The 18831-nt window shown below is 64.4% G+C and carries 18 protein-coding genes; 7 read left to right on the forward strand and 11 right to left on the reverse strand.

The genetic code is table 11. The features are described from left to right. Positions 1-326: 326 nt before the first annotated feature. From ACWTU9_RS18675 to ACWTU9_RS18695, 5 genes are all read right to left on the reverse strand, one after another. On the reverse strand, positions 327-1157 hold the full coding sequence (locus tag ACWTU9_RS18675; protein WP_455859555.1) for a metal ABC transporter permease: 831 nt from the start codon (positions 1155-1157) through the stop codon (positions 327-329). Further along, a complete protein-coding gene (locus ACWTU9_RS18680; protein WP_455859556.1) occupies positions 1141-1935 on the reverse strand; it encodes a metal ABC transporter ATP-binding protein in 795 nt (264 codons plus the stop codon). The genes ACWTU9_RS18675 and ACWTU9_RS18680 overlap by 17 nt, the downstream gene beginning before the upstream one ends. A gap of 42 nt (positions 1936-1977) precedes the next feature. Further along, positions 1978-2859, reverse strand: a complete 882-nt coding sequence (locus ACWTU9_RS18685) for a metal ABC transporter solute-binding protein, Zn/Mn family (RefSeq protein ID WP_455859557.1) — start codon at positions 2857-2859, stop codon at positions 1978-1980. 259 nt (positions 2860-3118) lie between these two features. Continuing rightward, entirely contained in the window at positions 3119-4180 is a 1062-nt protein-coding gene (locus tag ACWTU9_RS18690) for a maleylacetate reductase (protein WP_455859558.1), read from the reverse strand. A gap of 501 nt (positions 4181-4681) precedes the next feature. After that, positions 4682-4996, reverse strand: a complete 315-nt coding sequence (locus tag ACWTU9_RS18695; protein WP_455859559.1) for a hypothetical protein — start codon at positions 4994-4996, stop codon at positions 4682-4684. A gap of 204 nt (positions 4997-5200) precedes the next feature. On the opposite strand from ACWTU9_RS18695, the gene ACWTU9_RS18700 reads away from it, so the two are divergent. Beyond that, positions 5201-6748 (forward strand): winged helix-turn-helix domain-containing tetratricopeptide repeat protein, encoded by a 1548-nt coding sequence (locus ACWTU9_RS18700; RefSeq protein ID WP_455859560.1) that lies wholly within the window; start codon positions 5201-5203, stop codon positions 6746-6748. Positions 6749-6857: 109 nt separating this feature from the next. On the opposite strand, the gene ACWTU9_RS18705 is transcribed toward ACWTU9_RS18700, so the two are convergent. Both ACWTU9_RS18705 and ACWTU9_RS18710 read right to left on the reverse strand, forming a co-directional pair. Then, positions 6858-7880, reverse strand: coding sequence for a LuxR family transcriptional regulator (locus ACWTU9_RS18705; RefSeq protein WP_455859561.1), 1023 nt, complete (start codon positions 7878-7880; stop codon positions 6858-6860). Between the two features lie 9 nt (positions 7881-7889). Then, positions 7890-8075 (reverse strand): hypothetical protein, encoded by a 186-nt coding sequence (locus ACWTU9_RS18710; RefSeq protein WP_454588646.1) that lies wholly within the window; start codon positions 8073-8075, stop codon positions 7890-7892. 330 nt (positions 8076-8405) lie between these two features. Here ACWTU9_RS18710 and ACWTU9_RS18715 point away from each other — a divergent pair, with 330 nt between their 5' ends. The 6 genes from ACWTU9_RS18715 to ACWTU9_RS18740 all read left to right on the forward strand — a co-directional run bounded on the left by ACWTU9_RS18715 (position 8406) and on the right by ACWTU9_RS18740 (position 15389). Beyond that, positions 8406-9290: a helix-turn-helix domain-containing protein gene (locus ACWTU9_RS18715; RefSeq protein ID WP_455859562.1), complete on the forward strand. Its 885-nt coding sequence runs from the start codon at positions 8406-8408 to the stop codon at positions 9288-9290. 230 nt (positions 9291-9520) lie between these two features. Then, complete coding sequence (locus ACWTU9_RS18720; RefSeq protein ID WP_455859563.1) at positions 9521-10585, forward strand: ABC transporter substrate-binding protein; 1065 nt, start codon at positions 9521-9523, stop codon at positions 10583-10585. 152 nt (positions 10586-10737) lie between these two features. Continuing rightward, positions 10738-11559, forward strand: a complete 822-nt coding sequence (locus ACWTU9_RS18725; protein WP_454577349.1) for an ATP-binding cassette domain-containing protein — start codon at positions 10738-10740, stop codon at positions 11557-11559. Next, on the forward strand, positions 11556-12815 hold the full coding sequence (locus ACWTU9_RS18730; protein ID WP_454577348.1) for a sugar ABC transporter permease: 1260 nt from the start codon (positions 11556-11558) through the stop codon (positions 12813-12815). Before ACWTU9_RS18725 ends, ACWTU9_RS18730 begins: the two co-directional genes overlap by 4 nt. Before the next feature lie 81 nt (positions 12816-12896). Beyond that, positions 12897-13625 (forward strand): SDR family oxidoreductase, encoded by a 729-nt coding sequence (locus ACWTU9_RS18735; RefSeq protein ID WP_455859564.1) that lies wholly within the window; start codon positions 12897-12899, stop codon positions 13623-13625. 156 nt (positions 13626-13781) lie between these two features. After that, positions 13782-15389, forward strand: coding sequence for an FGGY-family carbohydrate kinase (locus ACWTU9_RS18740; RefSeq protein ID WP_455859565.1), 1608 nt, complete (start codon positions 13782-13784; stop codon positions 15387-15389). Between the two features lie 16 nt (positions 15390-15405). Here the strand turns inward: ACWTU9_RS18740 and ACWTU9_RS18745 are convergent, their stop codons facing one another. The 4 genes from ACWTU9_RS18745 to ACWTU9_RS18760 are packed head-to-tail and all read right to left on the reverse strand — an operon-like array spanning position 15406 to position 18830. Next, the gene (locus tag ACWTU9_RS18745; protein WP_455859724.1) at positions 15406-16338 is read right to left on the reverse strand and encodes a phosphatidate cytidylyltransferase; all 933 of its coding nucleotides are present in this window, start codon (positions 16336-16338) and stop codon (positions 15406-15408) included. Positions 16339-16378: 40 nt separating this feature from the next. Continuing rightward, positions 16379-17047 (reverse strand): lysophospholipid acyltransferase family protein, encoded by a 669-nt coding sequence (locus ACWTU9_RS18750; RefSeq protein ID WP_455859566.1) that lies wholly within the window; start codon positions 17045-17047, stop codon positions 16379-16381. A gap of 8 nt (positions 17048-17055) precedes the next feature. Further along, positions 17056-17487, reverse strand: a complete 432-nt coding sequence (locus ACWTU9_RS18755) for a hypothetical protein (protein ID WP_455859567.1) — start codon at positions 17485-17487, stop codon at positions 17056-17058. Then, entirely contained in the window at positions 17484-18830 is a 1347-nt protein-coding gene (locus ACWTU9_RS18760) for a phosphatase PAP2/dual specificity phosphatase family protein (RefSeq protein WP_455859568.1), read from the reverse strand. Before ACWTU9_RS18760 ends, ACWTU9_RS18755 begins: the two co-directional genes overlap by 4 nt. Between the last annotated feature and the right edge of the window lies 1 nt (position 18831).

An 18831-nucleotide genomic window follows, 5' to 3' on the forward strand; every position in this document is an offset into this window, starting at 1 on the left:
TCCCCGCGACCTGTCAACGGCGGCCGCCAAGGCGCCGGATGGTCGATCTTCACCCTTGCCGGTGCCTTTTCAAATCCGGCGCACGGGTGCCATTCGTCGCTGCGAACAGTGGTGGAAATGGCGGTTTTCTGGGCTTTTTGAGAGCTCGGGGCTAAGCGAAATGCGACCTGCAGGTCGTCATCTAGGCGCTTGAATCGATTTGTTTTTCCCGGCTGAAACGTTTCAGGAAAGGCGGTTTTCAACCTGACTTTTTTTGGGTGTATTTGCCCCAGGGTCACTTTTGGCCCGCAAGCCGGTCACGCCGGTCTGTCACGCAGAGGGTTCGGTCATGAATTGCCGTCGGCCAATCGAGGCTTCGGCGCCGCTGCGGAGCGCCGCGCCATGCCGCTGATGACATAGGCGGCAGCGCCCAGCGCCGTGATCCAGAAGCTCGTTGGCCAGTCGGTCAGGAAGGCGAGCGACAGGCTGATCCAGGCGATGACCACGGCGAGCGCGATCGAGGCCAGCACGCCGGCGGCGACGCCGCTGGTCAGCCTGAGCGCGGTGGCGGCGGGCGCCACCATCAGCGCGAAGACCAGCAGCACGCCGACGATCTGCACCGCCTCGGAGGTGGCGACGGCGACCAGCACCATGAACAGGATCGAGACCAGGGTGATCGGCACGCCGCGCGCTTCGGCCAGTTCCGGCTGCAGGCTGGCGAACAGCAGCGGCCGGGCGATCAGCACCAAAGCGGCGAGGATCGCCACCGCCAGCACCGCAAGCACGATGACGGTGCGCAGGCTGATGCCCAGCACATTGCCGAACAGCACGTTGGTCGCCTGCGAGGCAAAGGCGGTGTAGAAATGCAGGAACAGCAGGCCAAGGCCGAGCGACAGCGTTAGCACGATGCCGATGGCGACGTCGCGATGCGCACGCTCGCCGAGCAGGCCGATGCCGATGCCGGCGACGATGGTGAACACGGTCAGGCCGAAAAACGGCGACAGGCCGATCAGTCCGGCGCCGGTGGCGCCGGGAAAGCCGACATGGGCAAGTGCATGGCCGGCGAAGGTCTGCCCCCTGAGCACGAGGAAATAGCCGACCGCGCCGGATACGATGCCGACGATGGTGCAGGCATAGAAAGCGTTGCGCATGAATTCATAGTCAAAGATCGTGGACATGCGCCCCGCTCTCCAGTTCGACATCGTCGGCCATGACGAAGATACGGCCGGCAACCCGCACCACATTGATGTGGGTACCATAAAGTTTCGACAGCACCGGGCCGCTGATGACTTCGTCGACGGAGCCGATCGCCGCCTTGCCATTGCCGAGATAAAGCACGCGGTCGACGGCGCGCAGCAGCGGGTTGATCTCGTGCGAGCAGAACAGCACGGCGATGCCCAGCCGCTCGCCGATCTCATGCACCAGATCGATGATCGCGCGCTGGTGCGCGGCATCGAGGCTGATCAGCGGCTCGTCGAGCAGGAGCAGTTGCGGATCGCCGATGAGCGATTGCGCGATCAGGATGCGCTGACGCTCGCCGCCGGAAAGTTCGGCCAGCGGCCGCCGCGCAAGATCGGTGGCGCCGATCGCTTCGAGTGCCTTCCACGCGGCCTCCTTCTCGGCGGCAGACGCGACCGGCCAGCCCCAGCGATGCCCTCCGGCGGCGCTCAGCACGAAGTCGAGCCCGCTGATGCCGACATCACCAAGCGCACGCCGCGCCTGCGGCATGTAGCCGATTGCGGCATTGCCGCGCGTCGGCGGTTTGCCGAGCACCGAGATGGCGCCGCCGGCCGGCTTGATCAGCCCGAGTATGGCGCGCAGCATCGTCGTCTTGCCGGCGCCATTGGCGCCGAGCAGGCCGACAAAGGCGCCTTGCGGAATCGAAAAGGAGACGTCGGATAAAACCCGGCGTCCCCCATAGGTCAGCGTGACCTTGTCAAACTCGATTGCGTTCATTCAGTCACGTTCATTGGCAATCACGTTCATTGGCAGTCACGTTCACTGTGTGCGGGCGGCGAGTGCCTTCTGGACCGCGTCGATCTGGCCGCCGAACCAGGACTGGATCGTCTGTCCCGCCGGCTCGGTTTCGGTGACGCCGATGACGGTTACCTTGTTTTGTATGGCAATGTCGAGCAGCCTTGTCGTTGCCTCGTCGGTCACCTGCGAATTGTAGAACAGGATCTTGGCCGAGCCGTCCTTCAGGCTGTTCTCGAACGCCGCCACCTGGGTTGCGCTCGGCTCTGCGTCGTTCATCAGGGCCACCTGGAAATCATAGTTCAGCATTTTCAGGCCGAGCGCTTCGGCCATGTAACCGAACACCGGCTCGGTGGCGGTCACCCCGGTGCCGGCATAGGCCTTCTTGACGTCGGCGATTTCCGTGTTGATCGCCTCGAGCGAGGTCTGGAAGGCCTTGAGATTGGCTTCGTAGTGCACGGCATTGGCGGGATCGCGCTTGGCAAGATCGGCACTCAGCGCCTTGGCAATCGCCGGCAGCGTCGCCGGGTCGTACCACAGATGCGGATTGTCGCCCGACTTCTTGCCGATCAGGTCGGCGGCAATGATTGTCGTGCGGTCTTTGCTGGTCGAGGCCGACAACAGCTTGTCCATCCACGGATCGTAATCGGCGCCGTTGTAGATGACGATCTTGGCGTCGGCGATGGTGCGCGCCGTCGACGGGCTGGTCTCGAACAGATGCGGATCGTCGTCGGGATTGGCCAGGATGCTGGTGACCGTGACATTGCTGCCGCCGATCTGGCGAGCGAGGTCGCCATAGAAATTCTCCGCCGCCACAATGGTGAGCTTGTCTTCGGCGCGGGCGGCCGTGCCGGTCAGCAGCGGCACCGCAACCAGCAGCGCGGCGAGAAAGGGAATGGGACGCATCCATGGTCTCCTTGCAGTCTGAAAGGTACGTCGCCGGAGAGGCGGGGCTGTGTAACTGTATTACAGTAACAATATAACGTTTGCGTTGAAAGCACGGCCGATGTCAATGGGCTTTTTGAGCGGCGCACGTTTTCGCGCGCACAAAAACGTGAGTGGCGCGCACCGATCATGCGGGGCCGGCCGTGCCTGTCACCGATGCGCGAAAGGGCAGGGGTTGGGCGCGCGGCAGTAGCAGATTGCAGCTTTACCTAACCCGTGGTCAGTTTTTCGAGCGTCTTCCCTCCCACGCGTCCTGCAACAGGGCGCGGATTGCGGCGCGGTCGAAAGGCCGCGGATTCCAGTATGGGTTCCTGGTAGCGATCTCGGCGGCACGGTCGAGATCGGCTTGCTTGAGGCCGAGTTCCCTGAGCGACAGCGGCGCGCCGACCGCCTTGGCGAAATCGTATAGGCCGCCGCCGGCGCTGCCGCCAAAGATCTCGGTGACAGGCTTGAGCAGCTCGGGCACGGCCACCGCGTTGAATCCGATCGTGTGCGGCAGCATCACCGCATGGGTCTCGGCATGCGGCATGTCGAAGGAACCGCCCAGCGTGTGGCAGATCTTGTGATGCAGCGCCATGCCGACAGTGCCGAGCACCATGCCGCACAGCCAGGCGCCGTAAAGCGCATCGCCGCGCGCGTCGAGATTTCTCGGCTCGTTCACCAGGACGGGAAGCGCCGCCTTCAGGGCGCGCAGCCCTTCGGTCGCCATCAGCGTCGAGATCGGATTGCGGTCCTGTGCGTAGAGCGCCTCCGCCGCATGCGCCATGGCGTTGAGGCCGGAGGTGACACTCATCGCCACCGGCAGGCCGACGGTCAGCTCCGGATCATAGATCACCACCTCCGGCAGGATTTTTGCATCGCGCACCGTGGTCTTTTCGCCGTTCTCAGTCTGTCCGAGGATCGGCGTCACTTCCGAGCCGGCATAGGTGGTCGGAATGACGATCTGCGGCAGGTCGGTTCGATACGCGATCGCCTTGCCGAGGCCCGTGGTCGAGCCGCCGCCCGAGGCGACGACGCAGTCTGCCTGAACCTCCGTTGCCTTGCCGATGGCGGCGTCCGTAACCTCGACAGGCGTGTGCATCGCCGCACCCGAGAACACGCCTGCCGCCAACGGTCCGAGCCGCTTCGCCAGCGCCTCGCCATCCGCCGCTCGATGCGGCGTCGACAGCACCAGCGCGCGCCTGCAGCCGAGCTTTTCGATCCAGGCCGGGACCTGCGACGAGGCGCCATTGCCGAAAACGATATGCGCCGGGCTGCCGGAATAGGTGAACTGCTGCGTCATGCCGTCCGGCTCCCCTTAAGCACCATCACCATGAGCCAAAATCGGGCGACCAGCCGTCACCGTTGTTGCCGGCGACACGCCTGAAATCGCCGACCGGTCCGGTCTGGCCTCTAACGTGGCAGGGCGACTCTGCTGGCGGAATAGGCCTCTTTGAACGATCCTATTGCCGGTCTGGGGCATGTCTCTCTCCAGGTTCGTCCCACCAGGGACAGTAGCGCGCAGGCAGGATCTAAGATGATCATTTCCGCCCGATTTAATAGACCATATTGGCTCGGCCTGCTGAGACACGCCGAGCGCCGGCCGTTGACGCTTTCTCCAGGCACATCCGCCAGAGTTTCGACAACTTCAAACACCCGATCAAGTGCCATGAGCAGGCGGTAATCTGGGGCGCCTGACTCTTGGGGGTGTCGAGGTTGCGCAAGGTATGCGCCGCCTGCGGCGGCGTTCAGTACAGGGCATGTCGAATATCCCAGGAGAACCGCAAGGCAATATTCGGTGTCGTCAGAGTTCGCGGCGAAGGCGGCGATCTGCCACCACCTGCGCCAGGACCTCTGTCGGGTCGCGGTCGACGGGTAAGGCGAGGGCGTTCGCGATGTCGCAGCCGGTGAGGCCGATATCGCGGCGCTCGCACTCGCTCATGGCGGCCAGACCTGAGAGTTCGCTGCGCGCCTTCCAGAAGCGTGGCAGCCACAGCAGCGTCCATTTCGCCGCCTCGTACAGCCGGGAAAGCGGGAAGGAAGCGCGCCGCGGGTAGGCTTTTTCGGCATCAATGAAATGATACGTCGTCGTCATGGCATTTATCTCCTTGCTGGACATGATTGCCTCCTGCTGTGATTTCCGGCGTTCGGCGCTACCTTGGCCTCCGCATCGTTGCAGCGATCTCGCCCGACGTTTCGACTTCGGTTTCTTGCCACCTTCATCGTTGAGTGCGAGATTGCGCCCTTTCGAAATGCGTGTCCGGAAAGCGGCCTGAAAGAATGCTGACGAAGCCCTGAAAATTGCGAGGAGCAGACGATCGCGATGAACGCTGAGCCACAGCCGATCTACCGCTTCGCCGGCTTCAGCCTCGACACGCGCGCCGGAGTGTTGCGCGACGGTTCTGGCGAGATCGCGCTGCGGCCGAAATCGCTCGATCTGTTGATTTTTCTCATCCGCAACGCCGGCCGGCTGGTCTCGAAGGACGAACTTCTGCATGCGGTGTGGAGCGACGTCGTCGTCACCGAGGATTCACTCACACAATGCATCAGCGACATTCGCCGCGCGCTGGGCGACACAGCGCAGATGTTGATCCGCACTATGCCGCGCCGTGGCTACATGCTGCCCGGCGAAGTGCTGGAGGGACCGCCAGCTGTCGACGCGCGCCCGTCGCCTCAGGTCCCCGACAAGCCCTCGCTCGTCGTGCTTCCTTTCGAGAACCTGTCGTCGGATCCGGAGCAATCCTACCTTGCCGACGGCACGGTAGAGGAGATCACGGCGGCGCTGGCGCGCATTCGCGGCCTGTTCGTCATGTCCCGCAACTCGGCCTTGGCCTACCGTGGCCAGGCGCTCGACCTGTCGCGCATCGGCCGCGAGCTCGGTGTCCGCTACGTGCTGGAAGGAAGCGTGCGCCGGCATCTCGACCAGCTCCGCATCTCGGCGCGACTGGTCGAGGCAGAGACCGGCAGCCTGATCTGGGCGGAAGGCTTCAAGGGTGACATCGCGGACGCGTTTGCACTGCAGGACAATGTGACGGCGGGTGTTGCAGGCGCCATCCTGCCGTCCATCCAGATGGCGGAAATCGAGCGTGCGCGCCGCAAGCGGCCGGGCGACCTGCAAACCTACGATCTGGTGATGCGCAGTCTGCCGCATGTCTGGGCGCTCGGCCGCCAGGACAACGCGATCGCCATCGAGACGCTGGAGAAGGCTTTGCTGGGCGACCCCGACTATCCGCTCGCCCTGTCGCTGCTGTCCTGGTGCCATGCGCAGCGCAAGATCTACAGTTGGTCGACCTCGCCGGAGGCCGACCGGCGCCGTGCGCTGGAGCTGGCGGAGCGAGCTGCCGAGCTCAACGGTGAGGATCCGTTCTCCCTGGCCGTGCTCGGTGCTGCCCATACCGTGTCGAGCAATTTCGGAACCGCCAGGGCGCTGCTGGAAAAGGCGTGTTCGATCGATCCAAACTCTGCCTTCGCCTGGAACAGGAGCGGCTGGGTTGCGGCCTACAGAGATGAGGTCGAGCGGGCGGCCGAATGTTTCGAGCGGTCATTGCGACTGGGGCCGTTCGATCCCATGGTTTATACCTGTCATTTGGGAATGGCTGTCGTGCATTTCAGCGCTGGGCGACCCGGCCAGGCGGCAGATCTGTATCTGCGTGTCCTGGCGGAGCATCCCAATGCCTTGTGGATCCTGCGAACGCTGATCCCGGCCCTTGTCGAAGCGGGACGTCTGGATGAAGCCCAGCAATATATGACGCGTTGTCGCCAGGAATATCCGGAACTCACCTTGCGGGCGGTTCGCTACTCGATGCCCTTCACAGCTGAAATTCTCGACCGACACGAAAAAGCCCTGAGAAGCCTTGGAGTGCCGGACTAGATGACCACTGCCCGGGCGGCGGTTCGATCCCCATGTCCTGAAGGGGTGCTGAAAGTGTTCTGAAAGCGTGTCGTCCCGGCCTGCCGCAAGCCGGGATGCCGTCACCGTGCTACTTGTTCGGCGCCTCAGCGCTGAGCAGCGAACGCATCAATGCAGCCTGGCTGCGCACTCCGGTCTTGTCGAAAATGCGCTGCAATTGGGTGCGCAGCGTGTTGACGCTGACAGCGAGGAGGTTGGCGGCGCCCGCGAGGTCGTGGCCATCGACGATCAAGCGGGCAAGTCTGACCTGCGCGGGTGAGAGACCATAGATCTCCCGCGCTCCATCGATCCGGCGTGCGACCGTCTCGGCATCCTCGAACGACACCAGCGCCTTGCCGTCCTCAAGCAGGACCCAGCAGTGGAGCGGCACCCCCGCCGCGTCCTCGCCAAGTGCCACCGCCCAGGCCTGCTTCGGTGCAACGCTCAGCGGTCTCTGGCCCTGCAGCTCGTCAAAGGCCATGCGCACGGTGTCACGAAGCGCCAGGTCGCGCTCGCGCCGCCTGGCGCGCAGGCGCCCAGCGCTGGCGACAAGCCCCGGATGGCTGCGCATCCGCTCCCGCGCCAGCCGGTTCGTCCAGAGGATCCGCGCATCCGCGTCGACCTCGATCAGCGGACAGTTCGCCTGTTCGACGGTGCTCTCCATCATCACCATGCAGCCGATTTTCCAAGCACCGTCGGTCCGATGCATTATTTTGAGCACGCGCTTCAGATCATCGCCGGTATCGGTCCCGATCTGGTCGTAGGTAACCCAAGCCATATTCCCGCCGACGACGACGTTGACCTTCTCCCAGCGGACGCGCTGCATGAAAGCCTTTTTCTCTGGAAAGCGCTCCACGATCTTCTTAAGTCGAGCCGCGATAGCGTCCCAGCCTTCGTCTACCCGGATGCCCAGCGAGGCGAAGGCCTCCATCCGCCGGGTCTGCGGCGTCTGCACCCAGTGGCTCGCCAACGCCTCGAAGTCTCGCTGCAACCAAGCCTCGGTCTCGGCCCGGATCACTGCCAGGATCGCGGCTTTGTCGTCCTCGCTTTCGCCCATCCCGTGATCTCCCGTGAGGTCGGGTCGCAACATAACACGGCTGATATCTTGCAGCATAAGGCAGCCTCAGATCAGGGTTGTGCCGAGGATTAGGATCAGCCCGGCCGTCATCGCGAACGACCCAAGCAGCCCCGGGCTCAAGTGCGGCAGGACGATCTGGCTTGAGTAGTATCGATCCTCTGCCTGGGCACTCATCGGCCCCGGTCGGGCACCGGCATGAATGTGTGTGGCGGCGAGACTGTAGATGTCCATAACGTCCTCCGGTCCTTGCGCTCTCATCTCAGGCATCCTTGCACGGACAGGCACCCTGGCCTGTCATGCGTACGGACGACACCCAAGGAACCAGCAGGTCCTTCAGGCCCCGGCGATCGGCTGTGATTGGGAATCGGTTTACGGTACCCGCAAACACGTCGCCCCAGCCGCAAAAATGTCAAAAAAGTATCAGTCAGGTGGACACACCGTGGTGGCGGCGGCAAGGATTGCCGCCTAAGCTTTGATCACTGCAGAGAGCGGCAAACGCGGCCTGCGGCAGAGGGCACTGCAACTGGTCGCATGACCGGACCGGCGCCGGGAGGAACTGACATGAATCCGGACTTGGAAGTCGTCCAGATCAGACGTGGCGAGTCGTTCAAGGCCTGGGCCCACGGCTATCCCTTCCACACCGTGCGCTGGCACTTCCATCCCGAATACGAAATCCACCATGTCGTCGCCACCAATGGCCACTATTTCGTTGGTGATTTCATCGGCGAGTTCGAGCCCGGCAATCTCGTGCTCACCGGCCCGAACCTGCCGCACAACTGGGTCAGCGACGTGCCGGCCGGCACCAGCGTGCCGTTGCGCGGCCGCGTCGTACAATTCTCGCAAGAGTTCATCGCCGATGCCACGGCGGCGTTACCCGAACTTGCCGGTTGTGAAAACATTCTCGAGCTTAGCCGCCGCGGCGCGCTGTTCTCGGCTGGAACCGCGAAGCTCGCGGCGCCGGTGCTGGCCGAACTGGTCGAGGCGCAAGGCGTGCGCCGCATCGCGCTGTTCATGGAAACGATCGATATCCTGAGCCGCGCCGCCGATGTGCGGACCCTGACCAGCGCCAGCTATCTGCCTGATCCCTCGGGCTTCATGTCGGCCGGCGTCAACAAGGCGCTTGCCTACATCAACGCCAACCTGACCGAGCCGTTCAGCGAAAGCGATTTGGCGGCGATTGCCGGACGCAGCCCGAGCGCGTTTTCGCGGAGCTTCCGCCGTCACACCGGCATGGCGCTGGTGCAGTACGTCAACCGGCTCCGCATCAACCTCGCCTGCCAATTGCTGATGAGCGAGGCTGACATGCCGATCACCGAGATCTGCTACGCCGCCGGCTACAACAACATCTCGAATTTCAACCGCCAGTTCCTGACCCAGAAAGGCATGTCGCCTTCGCGCTTCAGGGCTTTGCTGGCGGAAAACATCAGTGCGGAGATTGCCGCCTAACAGGGAGGACCGGGAGGAGCTTTAGACATTTGGGAAGAAAGGACGCGGGGTGCGTTGGAGGCACCCCGTGCTGGAGATCGCTTGTCCTGAAATCCAGCGATATCAAGAGGATGCGTGGCACGGATCAAGTGCGACGTCATTCCTCGCAACAGACCGACTTGCAGTCAAGGCCTGGCGCCATTGTGGTGACAGGGCTTCGTGAAACCATTCCTTCAAACGGAGATATCAGAATGACCAGATTTGCTTGGAAATCATCCGGCGCCGCAGCGCTGGCGCTTTCGCTTCTCAGCGGCACCGCCGCCTTTGGCGCTCCGGTCACCGACGCCACGGTTGCCTTCCTGATGCCCGACCAGGCCTCGACCCGCTACGAGCAGCACGACTATCCTGGCTTTGCCGCCGAGATGAAAAAGCTCTGCCCCGGCTGCAAGGTGATCTACCAGAATGCCGATGCAGACGCGTCGCGCCAGCAGCAGCAGTTCAATTCGGTCATCTCGCAGGGCGCCAAGGCGATCGTGCTCGACCCCGTCGACTCGACCGCCGCCGCCTCGCTGGTCAAGTTGGCGCAGAGCCAGGGCGTCAAGGTCATCGCCTATGACCGGCCGATCCCGACGGCACCTGCCGACTTCTACGTCTCGTTCAACAATGAAGGCATCGGCAAGGCCATCGCCGACTCGCTGGTCGAGCATCTCAAGGCGCTGAAGGTCGATCCGGCCAGCGGTGGTCTGCTGCAGATCAACGGCTCACCGACCGACGCGGCCGCCGGGCTGATCAAGAAGGGCATCCATTCGAGCCTCGACAACAGCGGCTACAAGATCCTGGCCGAGTTCGACACGCCGGAATGGGCGCCGCCGAAGGCGCAGCAATGGGCAAGCGGCCAGATCACCCGCTTCTCCACGCAGATCGTCGGCGTCGTCGCCGCCAATGACGGCACGGGCGGTGGCGCCATCGCCGCCTTCAAGGCAGCCGGCGTCGATCCGGTGCCGCCCGTCACCGGCAATGACGCGACCATCGCCGCCCTGCAGCTGATCATCGCCGGCGATCAGTACAACACCATCTCAAAGCCGAGTGAGATCGTTGCGGCCGCTGCCGCCAACGTCGCGGTCCAGCTTCTGTCGGGCGAGACGCCGAAGGCCGAAATGACCCTCTACGACACGCCCTCGCAGCTGTTCACTCCGGCTGTGGTGACGCAGGAAAACCTCAAGGCCGAGATCATCGACAAGAAGATCAACACCGCCGAAGAGCTTTGCGTCGACCGCTATGCCGAAGGCTGCAAGAAGCTCGGCATCACCAACTGACAATGCATGTCGCCCAAAAGTGCCCAGCGGTTTTGGGATAAGGACATGCATAAAAGGAAGACGTAGAATCCTGATCCTGCCTTCCGGCCGCCCCTGCGGTGGCCGGAAGTTCGCAGTCACTCTTGACCGGTCATCCGGAAAGGTTTGCCACTATGTCTGACATCTCTGACGGACCGGTTTCGGCAGGGGAGCTGGTGCTCAGCCTGCGCGGCATTTCGAAGAATTTCGGCGCCGTTTCGGCGCTCACCGACATCGACCTCGATGTTCATGCCGGCGAGGTGGTGGCGCTGGTCGGCGACAATGGCGCCGGCAAGTCGACGCTGGTCAAGATCCTCGCCGGCGTCCACCAGCCGACCTCGGGCACCATCAATTTCCGCGACAAGCAGGTGACCATGCCCGACCCGAGTGCTGCACTGACACTCGGCATCGCCACCGTCTTCCAGGACCTGGCGCTCTGCGAAAACCTCGACGTCGTCGCCAACATCTTCCTCGGCAAGGAGCTCAACCCGCTGCGGCTGGACGAGGTGGCGATGGAGATCCGGGCCTGGACGCTGCTCAACGAATTGTCGGCGCGTATTCCGAGCGTCCGCGAGGCGGTCGCCTCGCTGTCCGGCGGCCAGCGCCAGACCGTGGCGATTGCGCGTTCGCTGCTGCTCGACCCCAAGGTCATCCTGCTTGACGAGCCGACTGCCGCCCTTGGCGTCGCCCAGACGGCGGAGGTGCTGAACCTTATCGACCGGGTGCGCGAACGCGGCCTCGGCGTGCTGATGATCAGCCACAATATGGAGGACGTCCGCGCCGTCGCCGACCGCATCGTCGTGCTGAGATTAGGCCGCAACAATGGTGTCTTCGAACCCGACGCCTCCAACCAGGAACTGGTTAGCGCCATCACCGGCGCCGCCAACAATGCGGTGTCGCGCCGCGCCGAACGGCGCAAGGCAGCACAGGCGCAATCACAGGAGCAGCGGCCATGAGCGCAGAGCCAAAGCAGGACACCTCCGCATCGACGGCGCTCGACCGCAGCGACGTGCGCGTCAAGCACCAGGCCGGCGTCGGCGGCGCGATCAGCGCCTTCTTCGACCGCGTCCGCTCCGGCGACCTCGGCTCGCTGCCGGTGATCGTCGGGCTGGTCATCATCTGGAGCGTGTTCACCGCCCTCAATCCGGTGTTCGTCTCGTCGAGCAACCTCGTCAATCTTCTGTTCGACTGCTCGACCGTCGGCGTCATCGCGCTCGGCATCGTCTGCGTGCTGATGGTTGGCGAGATCGACCTGTCGGTCGGCTCGATCAGCGGCTTTGCCTCGGCCATGGTCGGCACGCTGTGGGTCAATCAGGGCTGGCCGGTGGCGCTCGCCATCCTCGCGGCACTCGCCGTCGGCGGCTTCATCGGCGCGCTCTATGCTCTGCTGTTCAACCGGCTCGGCATGCCGAGCTTCGTCTCGACGCTCGCCGGTCTGCTCGCTGTGCTCGGCCTGCAGCTCTACATCCTCGGCTCCACCGGCTCGATCAATCTGCCTTACGGTTCGAACCTGGTGAATTTCGGCCAGTTGCTGGTCATGCCGGATTGGCTGTCCTATGCGCTGGCCGCAGTTCCTGGCATCGTCATGCTGATCACCGGCCTGCGCACCGTCAGCCGCCGCCGCGCCGTCAATTTGTCGGCGCCGTCGGTTGGCGGCCTCATCGTGCGCGTCGCCGCCTTGACCATCCTGCTAGAACTGATCGTCGGCTACCTCAACCAGGCGCGGGGCATACCGTGGATGTTCGGCCTGTTCGTCGGTCTTGTGGTGGCGATGAACTATGCGCTGACCCGCACGCAATGGGGCCGCTCGATGACTGCCGTCGGCGGCAACCGTGAAGCAGCGCGCCGGGCCGGCATCAAGGTGCGCTCGATCTATCTCAGCGCCTTCGTCATGTGCTCGATGTTTGCCGCCCTTGGCGGCGTGCTGTCGGCGGCGCGGCTGGCCTCGGCCAGCCAGCAGGCCGGCACCGGCGACGTCAACCTCAACGCCATCGCGGCGGCCGTCATCGGCGGCACCAGCCTGTTCGGCGGCCGCGGCAGCGCCTACTCCGCGCTGCTCGGCATCATCGTCATCCAGTCGATCGCCAGCGGGCTGACCTTGCTCGATCTGTCGTCGTCGCTTCGATACATGATCACCGGCGCCGTTCTGGCGATCGCGGTCATCGTCGACTCCCTGGCACGGCGCTCGCGGGTTTCTCACGGCCGCGCCTGAACCAACAGAGAAAGCATGATCCCGAAAAGTGGAACCCGGTTTTCGGACAAGATCATGCGCAAGAAAGATAGGACGAAAAGCATGGCTCAGGATCTGAGTGGAAAAGTCGCGGCGATCACCGGCGCCGCGTCGGGCATCGGGCTGGAATGCGCCCGGGCTCTGATTGCCGCCGGTGTGCGCGTCGTGCTCGTCGATCGCGCGGAAGACGCCTTGAAGGGCGTCTGCGCCGAGCTCGGCCCGAATGCTATCCCGCTGGTGATCGATCTGATGAAGCCGGCCAGCGTCGCGACCATGATGCCGCAGATCCTGGAGAAAGCCGGCCAGCTCGATATCTTCCACGCCAATGCCGGCGCCTATGTCGGCGGGCCTGTGCTCGACGGCGACCCCGATGCATGGGACCGCGTGCTGAACCTCAACATCAACGCGGTGTTCCGATCCGTGCACGCCGTCCTGCCACACATGGTCGAACGCAAGACCGGCGACATCATCGTCACCTCTTCGATCGCCGGACTAGTGCCGGTGGTCTGGGAGCCGATCTACACCGCCTCCAAACATGCCGTGCAGGCCTTCGTCCACACGGTCCGCCGGCAGGTTGCCCCGCACGGCCTACGCGTCGGCGCGGTGCAGCCGGGGCCAGTGGTGACAGCGCTGATCAGCGATTGGCCGAAGGACAAGCTTGACGATGAATTGGCCAAGGGCGGCCTGATTCAACCGGTCGAGGTGGCCGAAGCCGTGCTGTTCATGCTGACGCGGCCGCGGAACGTCACCATTCGCGATCTGGTGATCCTGCCGCAAAGCAATGATTTGTGAGGGGAATAGGGCAGTAGGGCAGTACGGCAGTAGGTGAGGGAGCTTTGCCCTTGCGGCGGACTATTCACTGCTGACAATCTCCCTACTGCCCTACTGCCCTACTGCCCTACTGCCCTACTGCCCTACTGCCCTACTGCCCACCTCTGAGGTTCCCCCATGTCCCACTTCCTCGGCATTGACGTCGGCACTGGCAGCGCCAGGGCAGGGGTGTTCGACAGCAAGGGCGCCATGCTCGCCTCGGCCAAGCGCGACATCGCTTTGTTCCTCGAGCCCGGCGAGATCGCCGAACAGTCGAGCGAGAACATCTGGCGCGCCGTCTGTGCCAGCGTGCGTGAGGCGGTAACGAAGTCGGGGCTCGCTGGGCGCGACATTGGCGGCATCGGCTTCGACGCCACCTGTTCGCTGGTCGTGGTCGGCAAGGGCGGCGCGCCACTGGCTGTCGGCGGCTCGGGGGACAGCGAGCGCAACATTATCGTCTGGATGGATCACCGCGCGCTCGACCAGGCGCAGCGCATCAACGCCGGTAAGCACGCCGGGCTCGACTATGTCGGCGGCACCATCTCGCCGGAAATGGAAACGCCGAAGCTGTTGTGGCTGCGCGAGAACCTGCCTGCCACCTTTGATGCAGCGGAGCATTTCTTCGACCTGACCGACTATCTGACCTGGCGCTCGACCGGCAGCCTGGCACGCTCGATCTGCACGCTGACCTGCAAATGGACCTATCTCGGCCATGAGCGCCGCTGGGACGATGCCTATTTCCGTGCCGTCGGCCTCGGCGCGCTGGCCGACGAAGGCTTTGCCCGGATCGGCACCGAAGTGGTCGAGGGCGGCACCGCGCTGGCGAAGGGCCTGACCGAAGCTGCCGCGGCCGATCTCGGCCTGCTGCCGGGAACGCCGGTCGCGGCCGGCCTGATCGATGCCCATGCCGGCGGTGTCGGAACCGTCGGCGGGCAGGGCTCGGTCGGCACGCTGCAATCGCGCATGGCCTATGTCTTCGGCACCTCTGCCTGCACCATGGCCAGCACTAGCGAACCGGCCTTCGTGCCCGGTGTCTGGGGTCCGTATTTCTCCTCGATGGTGCCGGGCCTCTGGCTCAACGAAGGCGGCCAGTCGGCAGCGGGCGCGGCGATCGACCATCTCGTCGCTTTCCATCCCGCTTCGGCCGAAGCATCCGCCAAAGCCAAGGCGGAAGGTCTCGGCCTGACCACTTGGCTCAGTCGGCAGGCGGCAACGAAGTCAGCTGACCTGTCCTCGGTGGCTCAGCTTGCCGAAGGGCTGCATGTCGTGCCCGAATTCCTCGGCAACCGCTCGCCCTTCGCCGATCCCGAGGCCAAGGCGCTCATCGCCGGACTTGGCATGGACACGTCGCTCGACAGCCTAGCTGCGCTTTATATCGCCGGCCTTCTTGGGATCGGCTACGGCGTGCGCCAGATCGTGGCGGCAATGGCGAAACAGAACATCGCCATCGACACCATCGTCGTCAGTGGCGGCGCCGCGCAGAGCGACCTTGTCCGCCAGCTGCTGGCCGACACAACGGGCCTGACCGTCGCCGGTTCGACCTCGCCCGAGCCGGTGCTGCTCGGCTCGGCCATATTGGCTGCGGTGGCGGCCGGAACCTATCCGGATGTAATCGCTGCGATGATCGCCATGTCGCGCATCGGCGACATCTATCGCCCGGCGGGCGGCGACCTCATGCCTTGGCACGACAAGCGTTTCGCCGCCTTCGAACTGCTGCAGCAGGCGGGACGCGCGATCCGCGGCTGACCAGAGCGCGCCGCCCTCACACCGTCCAGAAATAGCGGACGATGTGGAAGAACACCGGTGCGGCGAAGACCAGGCTGTCGGCGCGGTCCATCATGCCGCCATGGCCCTCGATGAGGTGGCCCCAATCCTTGACCCCCTGGTCGCGCTTGATGGCCGACGCGACCAGCCCGCCGAGAAATCCCATCAGGCAGGCAATGAAGGCGACGCCGGCCGCCGCCAGCGGCGAGAACGGCGTCAGGAACGACAGCAGCGCGCCGAGCAGGCTCGACGCCACCAGCCCGCCGACCAACCCTTCCCAGGTCTTTGACGGCGAGACGGACGGCGACAGCAGATGCCGGCCGAACAGCTTGCCGAAAATGTATTGCAGCACGTCGCTGCCTTGCACGGTGATGATCAGGAAGGCGATGAGCAACAGGTTGCGGCCCTCGAACCCTGGCACGTCGAGCGTCAGCAATGCCGGCACGTGGCTGACGCAGTAGACGGAGATCATGACCGCCCATTGCTGCGCCGACACGCGCTCGAGGAAGCGTTCGGTGTCGCCGTTGAGCGCCGTGATCGCCGGCATCAGCAGGAAGCAGTAGACCGGGATGAAGATAGTGAAGAGCCCGTACCAGGCGGTCCACACGAGCCAGTACTGGAAAGGGATGATGATGCCGAACATGCCGAGCAGCACCCAGTGATCGCTGCGCCGGCTGTGCGTCAGCGTCACGAATTCGCGCAGCGCCGCAAACGAGATCAGCGCGAACAGGATGGTCATGCCGGTGCGGCCGAAGAAGAAGGCGACGGTGATCGCCAGCACCATAACCCACCAGGCATTGATGCGCTGGTTGAGGTTGACGAGTGTCGAGGGCAGCGGCTTCGGCGCCCGCCACGACAGGATGCCGGCAACGACGCTCGCCGTGGTCAGCACGCAGACAAGGCCTACCAGCAGGATGACGGTTTCATGCATTGGCGGCAGCATCATGCGAAGTCTCTATGCCTGGTCATGGCTAGTCGTCCCGATCGGGGCGAGGGTCGAGCGACAGCAGTGTCTGGCGGGCGCGCTCCAGGAAAGCGCGGCGCTCCTCGCCGGGCTCGATCGCCACCGGCGGACCGAAGACGACGCGGCAAAGAAGCGGCACCGGCAGGAACTGGCCCTTGGGCAACACGCGCGACATGTTCTCGATCCAGCACGGGATGAGTTCGACGTCGGGCCGCGCCATCGACAGATTGTAGAGGCCGGAGCGGAACGGCAGCAGATCCGCCTCCGTCGTGTTGCGTGTGCCCTCCGGAAACAGGATCAGCGAATGGCCGTCATCGAGCACCGACAGCATGATCGAGATCGGGTTCTGCGTCTCGTCGGTCCACTGCCGGTGGATGAGAACGGACGACAACATGTCCTCGGCAATGAAGCGACGCAGCCGCGACTTGCCCCAATATTCGGCCGCCGCGACGGCATGCGTACGTGCGCGCACCTTCTCGCTGAGGCAGGCCGACAGCAGGATGAAATCGCCATGGCTGGCGTGGTTGGCGAAGTAGATGCGCTGCCTCTCCGATGGCTGGCTGCCGTTCCAGATAGGCCTGACGCCCGTCACCACCCAGGCCATCGCCGATAGGCCGACGGAGGTCACCGTCTGCAGCAAGGTGAAGGTGTTGGCGCGAATGCGAAGCTTTGTCATGGCCGGGCTCAAAAGTATGCCGCGACGAATGACGCCACCACAAACAGGCCGAAGGCGATGCGCTGCTTCACCAGCAGACGGCGCGTGCCTGCGATGCGATGATCGAGCGTACGGCCGCCGGCAGCTGTGGGTTTCAGCCGCATGCGCGCCAGCACATCGTCGACCGCGGCGCCGCCGGCGGCCTCGGTGGCGTGGCTTGCCATCAGTCGGAAGAGCAGCGCGTCGAACAAAAGCAAGGCCGAAAGAGCGAGCGTAACCACGGCATTCGCCGCCGCTACCAGCCAAGCCGCCGCCGACAGCGCTGTTGTGTGCGGAGCGGCGACCAGACCGATGACCGGCGCTGCCATGATGGCGGCCACCACCAGCAGGATCGGCCATGCGGCCTGCACCATCAGCCTGCTGGCAAACGCCTCGGCTTTCTCGGGATACTCGCCAGTCATGCCGCTTCGTCCGCCTCGCCATGAAGATGCACCGGCCGGCCCGATGCAGCGAGATTTTTGCGCGCCTGAGCGGCCGTTTGCGAGCGCCCGGTCACAACCAGCCAGTCGGCGACGATGGCCGCACTGCGCTGGAAGCCGAGCGCGCAGCAGACCAGCACGCTGCCGCGCCGGCGCGCCAGCTCGATCGCCGCCACCGCCCGCTCCAGCCTGTCATGCGGCGGCTCCACGAGGTCGAGCATGGCATAGCTGATCCACCGGCAGGTCACGCCGCGCGGCCGTTCCAGCTCGCCGGCAAGGTCGATCACGGTGCCGAAGCGGTTGGCCTCCACTCGGCTCGGAAACCGGCCGAAGGAAACGCCGTCGGTGATCTCCGCTTGTGGCGCCAGTTGGCGGGTCCAGGCCCACACATTGATCCGGGCGCCGAGCCGGTAGGGCAGGAGCAGGATCCGGCTGGCCAGCGAGACGCTGCCATCGGCCGCCTTCTGGAATACTTTCGCGCCGGCCCCGGCATAGGCAAAGGCAACGATGGCCAGTGCCAGCGCCGGCCACAACAAGATGAGCGAGACGGCGGAGGCAAATGCCCCGCCGGCAGCGGCGGCCAGGGCGAGGGCGGCTCCGAGCGCATAGTAACCCGCCAGTCGCCGCGCCTTTGGGTCGGGGGTCGCTCTGAAGCTCCAGAAAGGCAATTCACCCTTGCCTGGAAACAGCCACAAGGCAAACAGGCCGAGTAATGCGCCGGTCGGAATGTCGATGAAATGATGCTGCCAGGTCGTCAGCACCGAAGCGCCGATGAGAAAACACCAGACATGCCAGATGGGGCCGAGAATGGCGCCGAGACGGTGGCGTACCAGAACGTGACGCCAGTGGTCCCAGATGATCACCAGGAGTGCGATGTGCAGGGATGGCGCCTGGTTGAAGGGTTTGTCGAAGCCGCCGAGCACGGCGAAGAGAAAGCCCGGCAGGCCGGTGGTTGCCGGCCGCACGAAGGTCGCCGTCAGCGGAAACGCGGTGAAGCAGGAGACCGCAATGATCTGCGCCGTCAGATAGCGACCGGCGAGCCGGTCGACGCCGCGCCTGGTCGTGTTGAGCAGCAGCGACAGGCCATAGAACAGATTGATCGACCAGTAGGGAACGATCGTCCAGGCGATGAATGGGATGGCGTGTTCCCAGCCAAACACGACACTACCGACATGGTCGCGCCGCGATGCCAGCCAGTTGGCAAAGCCATAGGTGGAATAGAAGGTCGGCGCCAGCAGCGCCAGCCAAAGGGCGGCCCTCAGCACGACACCGGAATAGGGTTCCCGCGCCGGGGCGGGGGCAGGGTCGGTGACAGGCAGGCCCATG

The organism is Mesorhizobium sp. 128a (genome assembly GCF_053848025.1).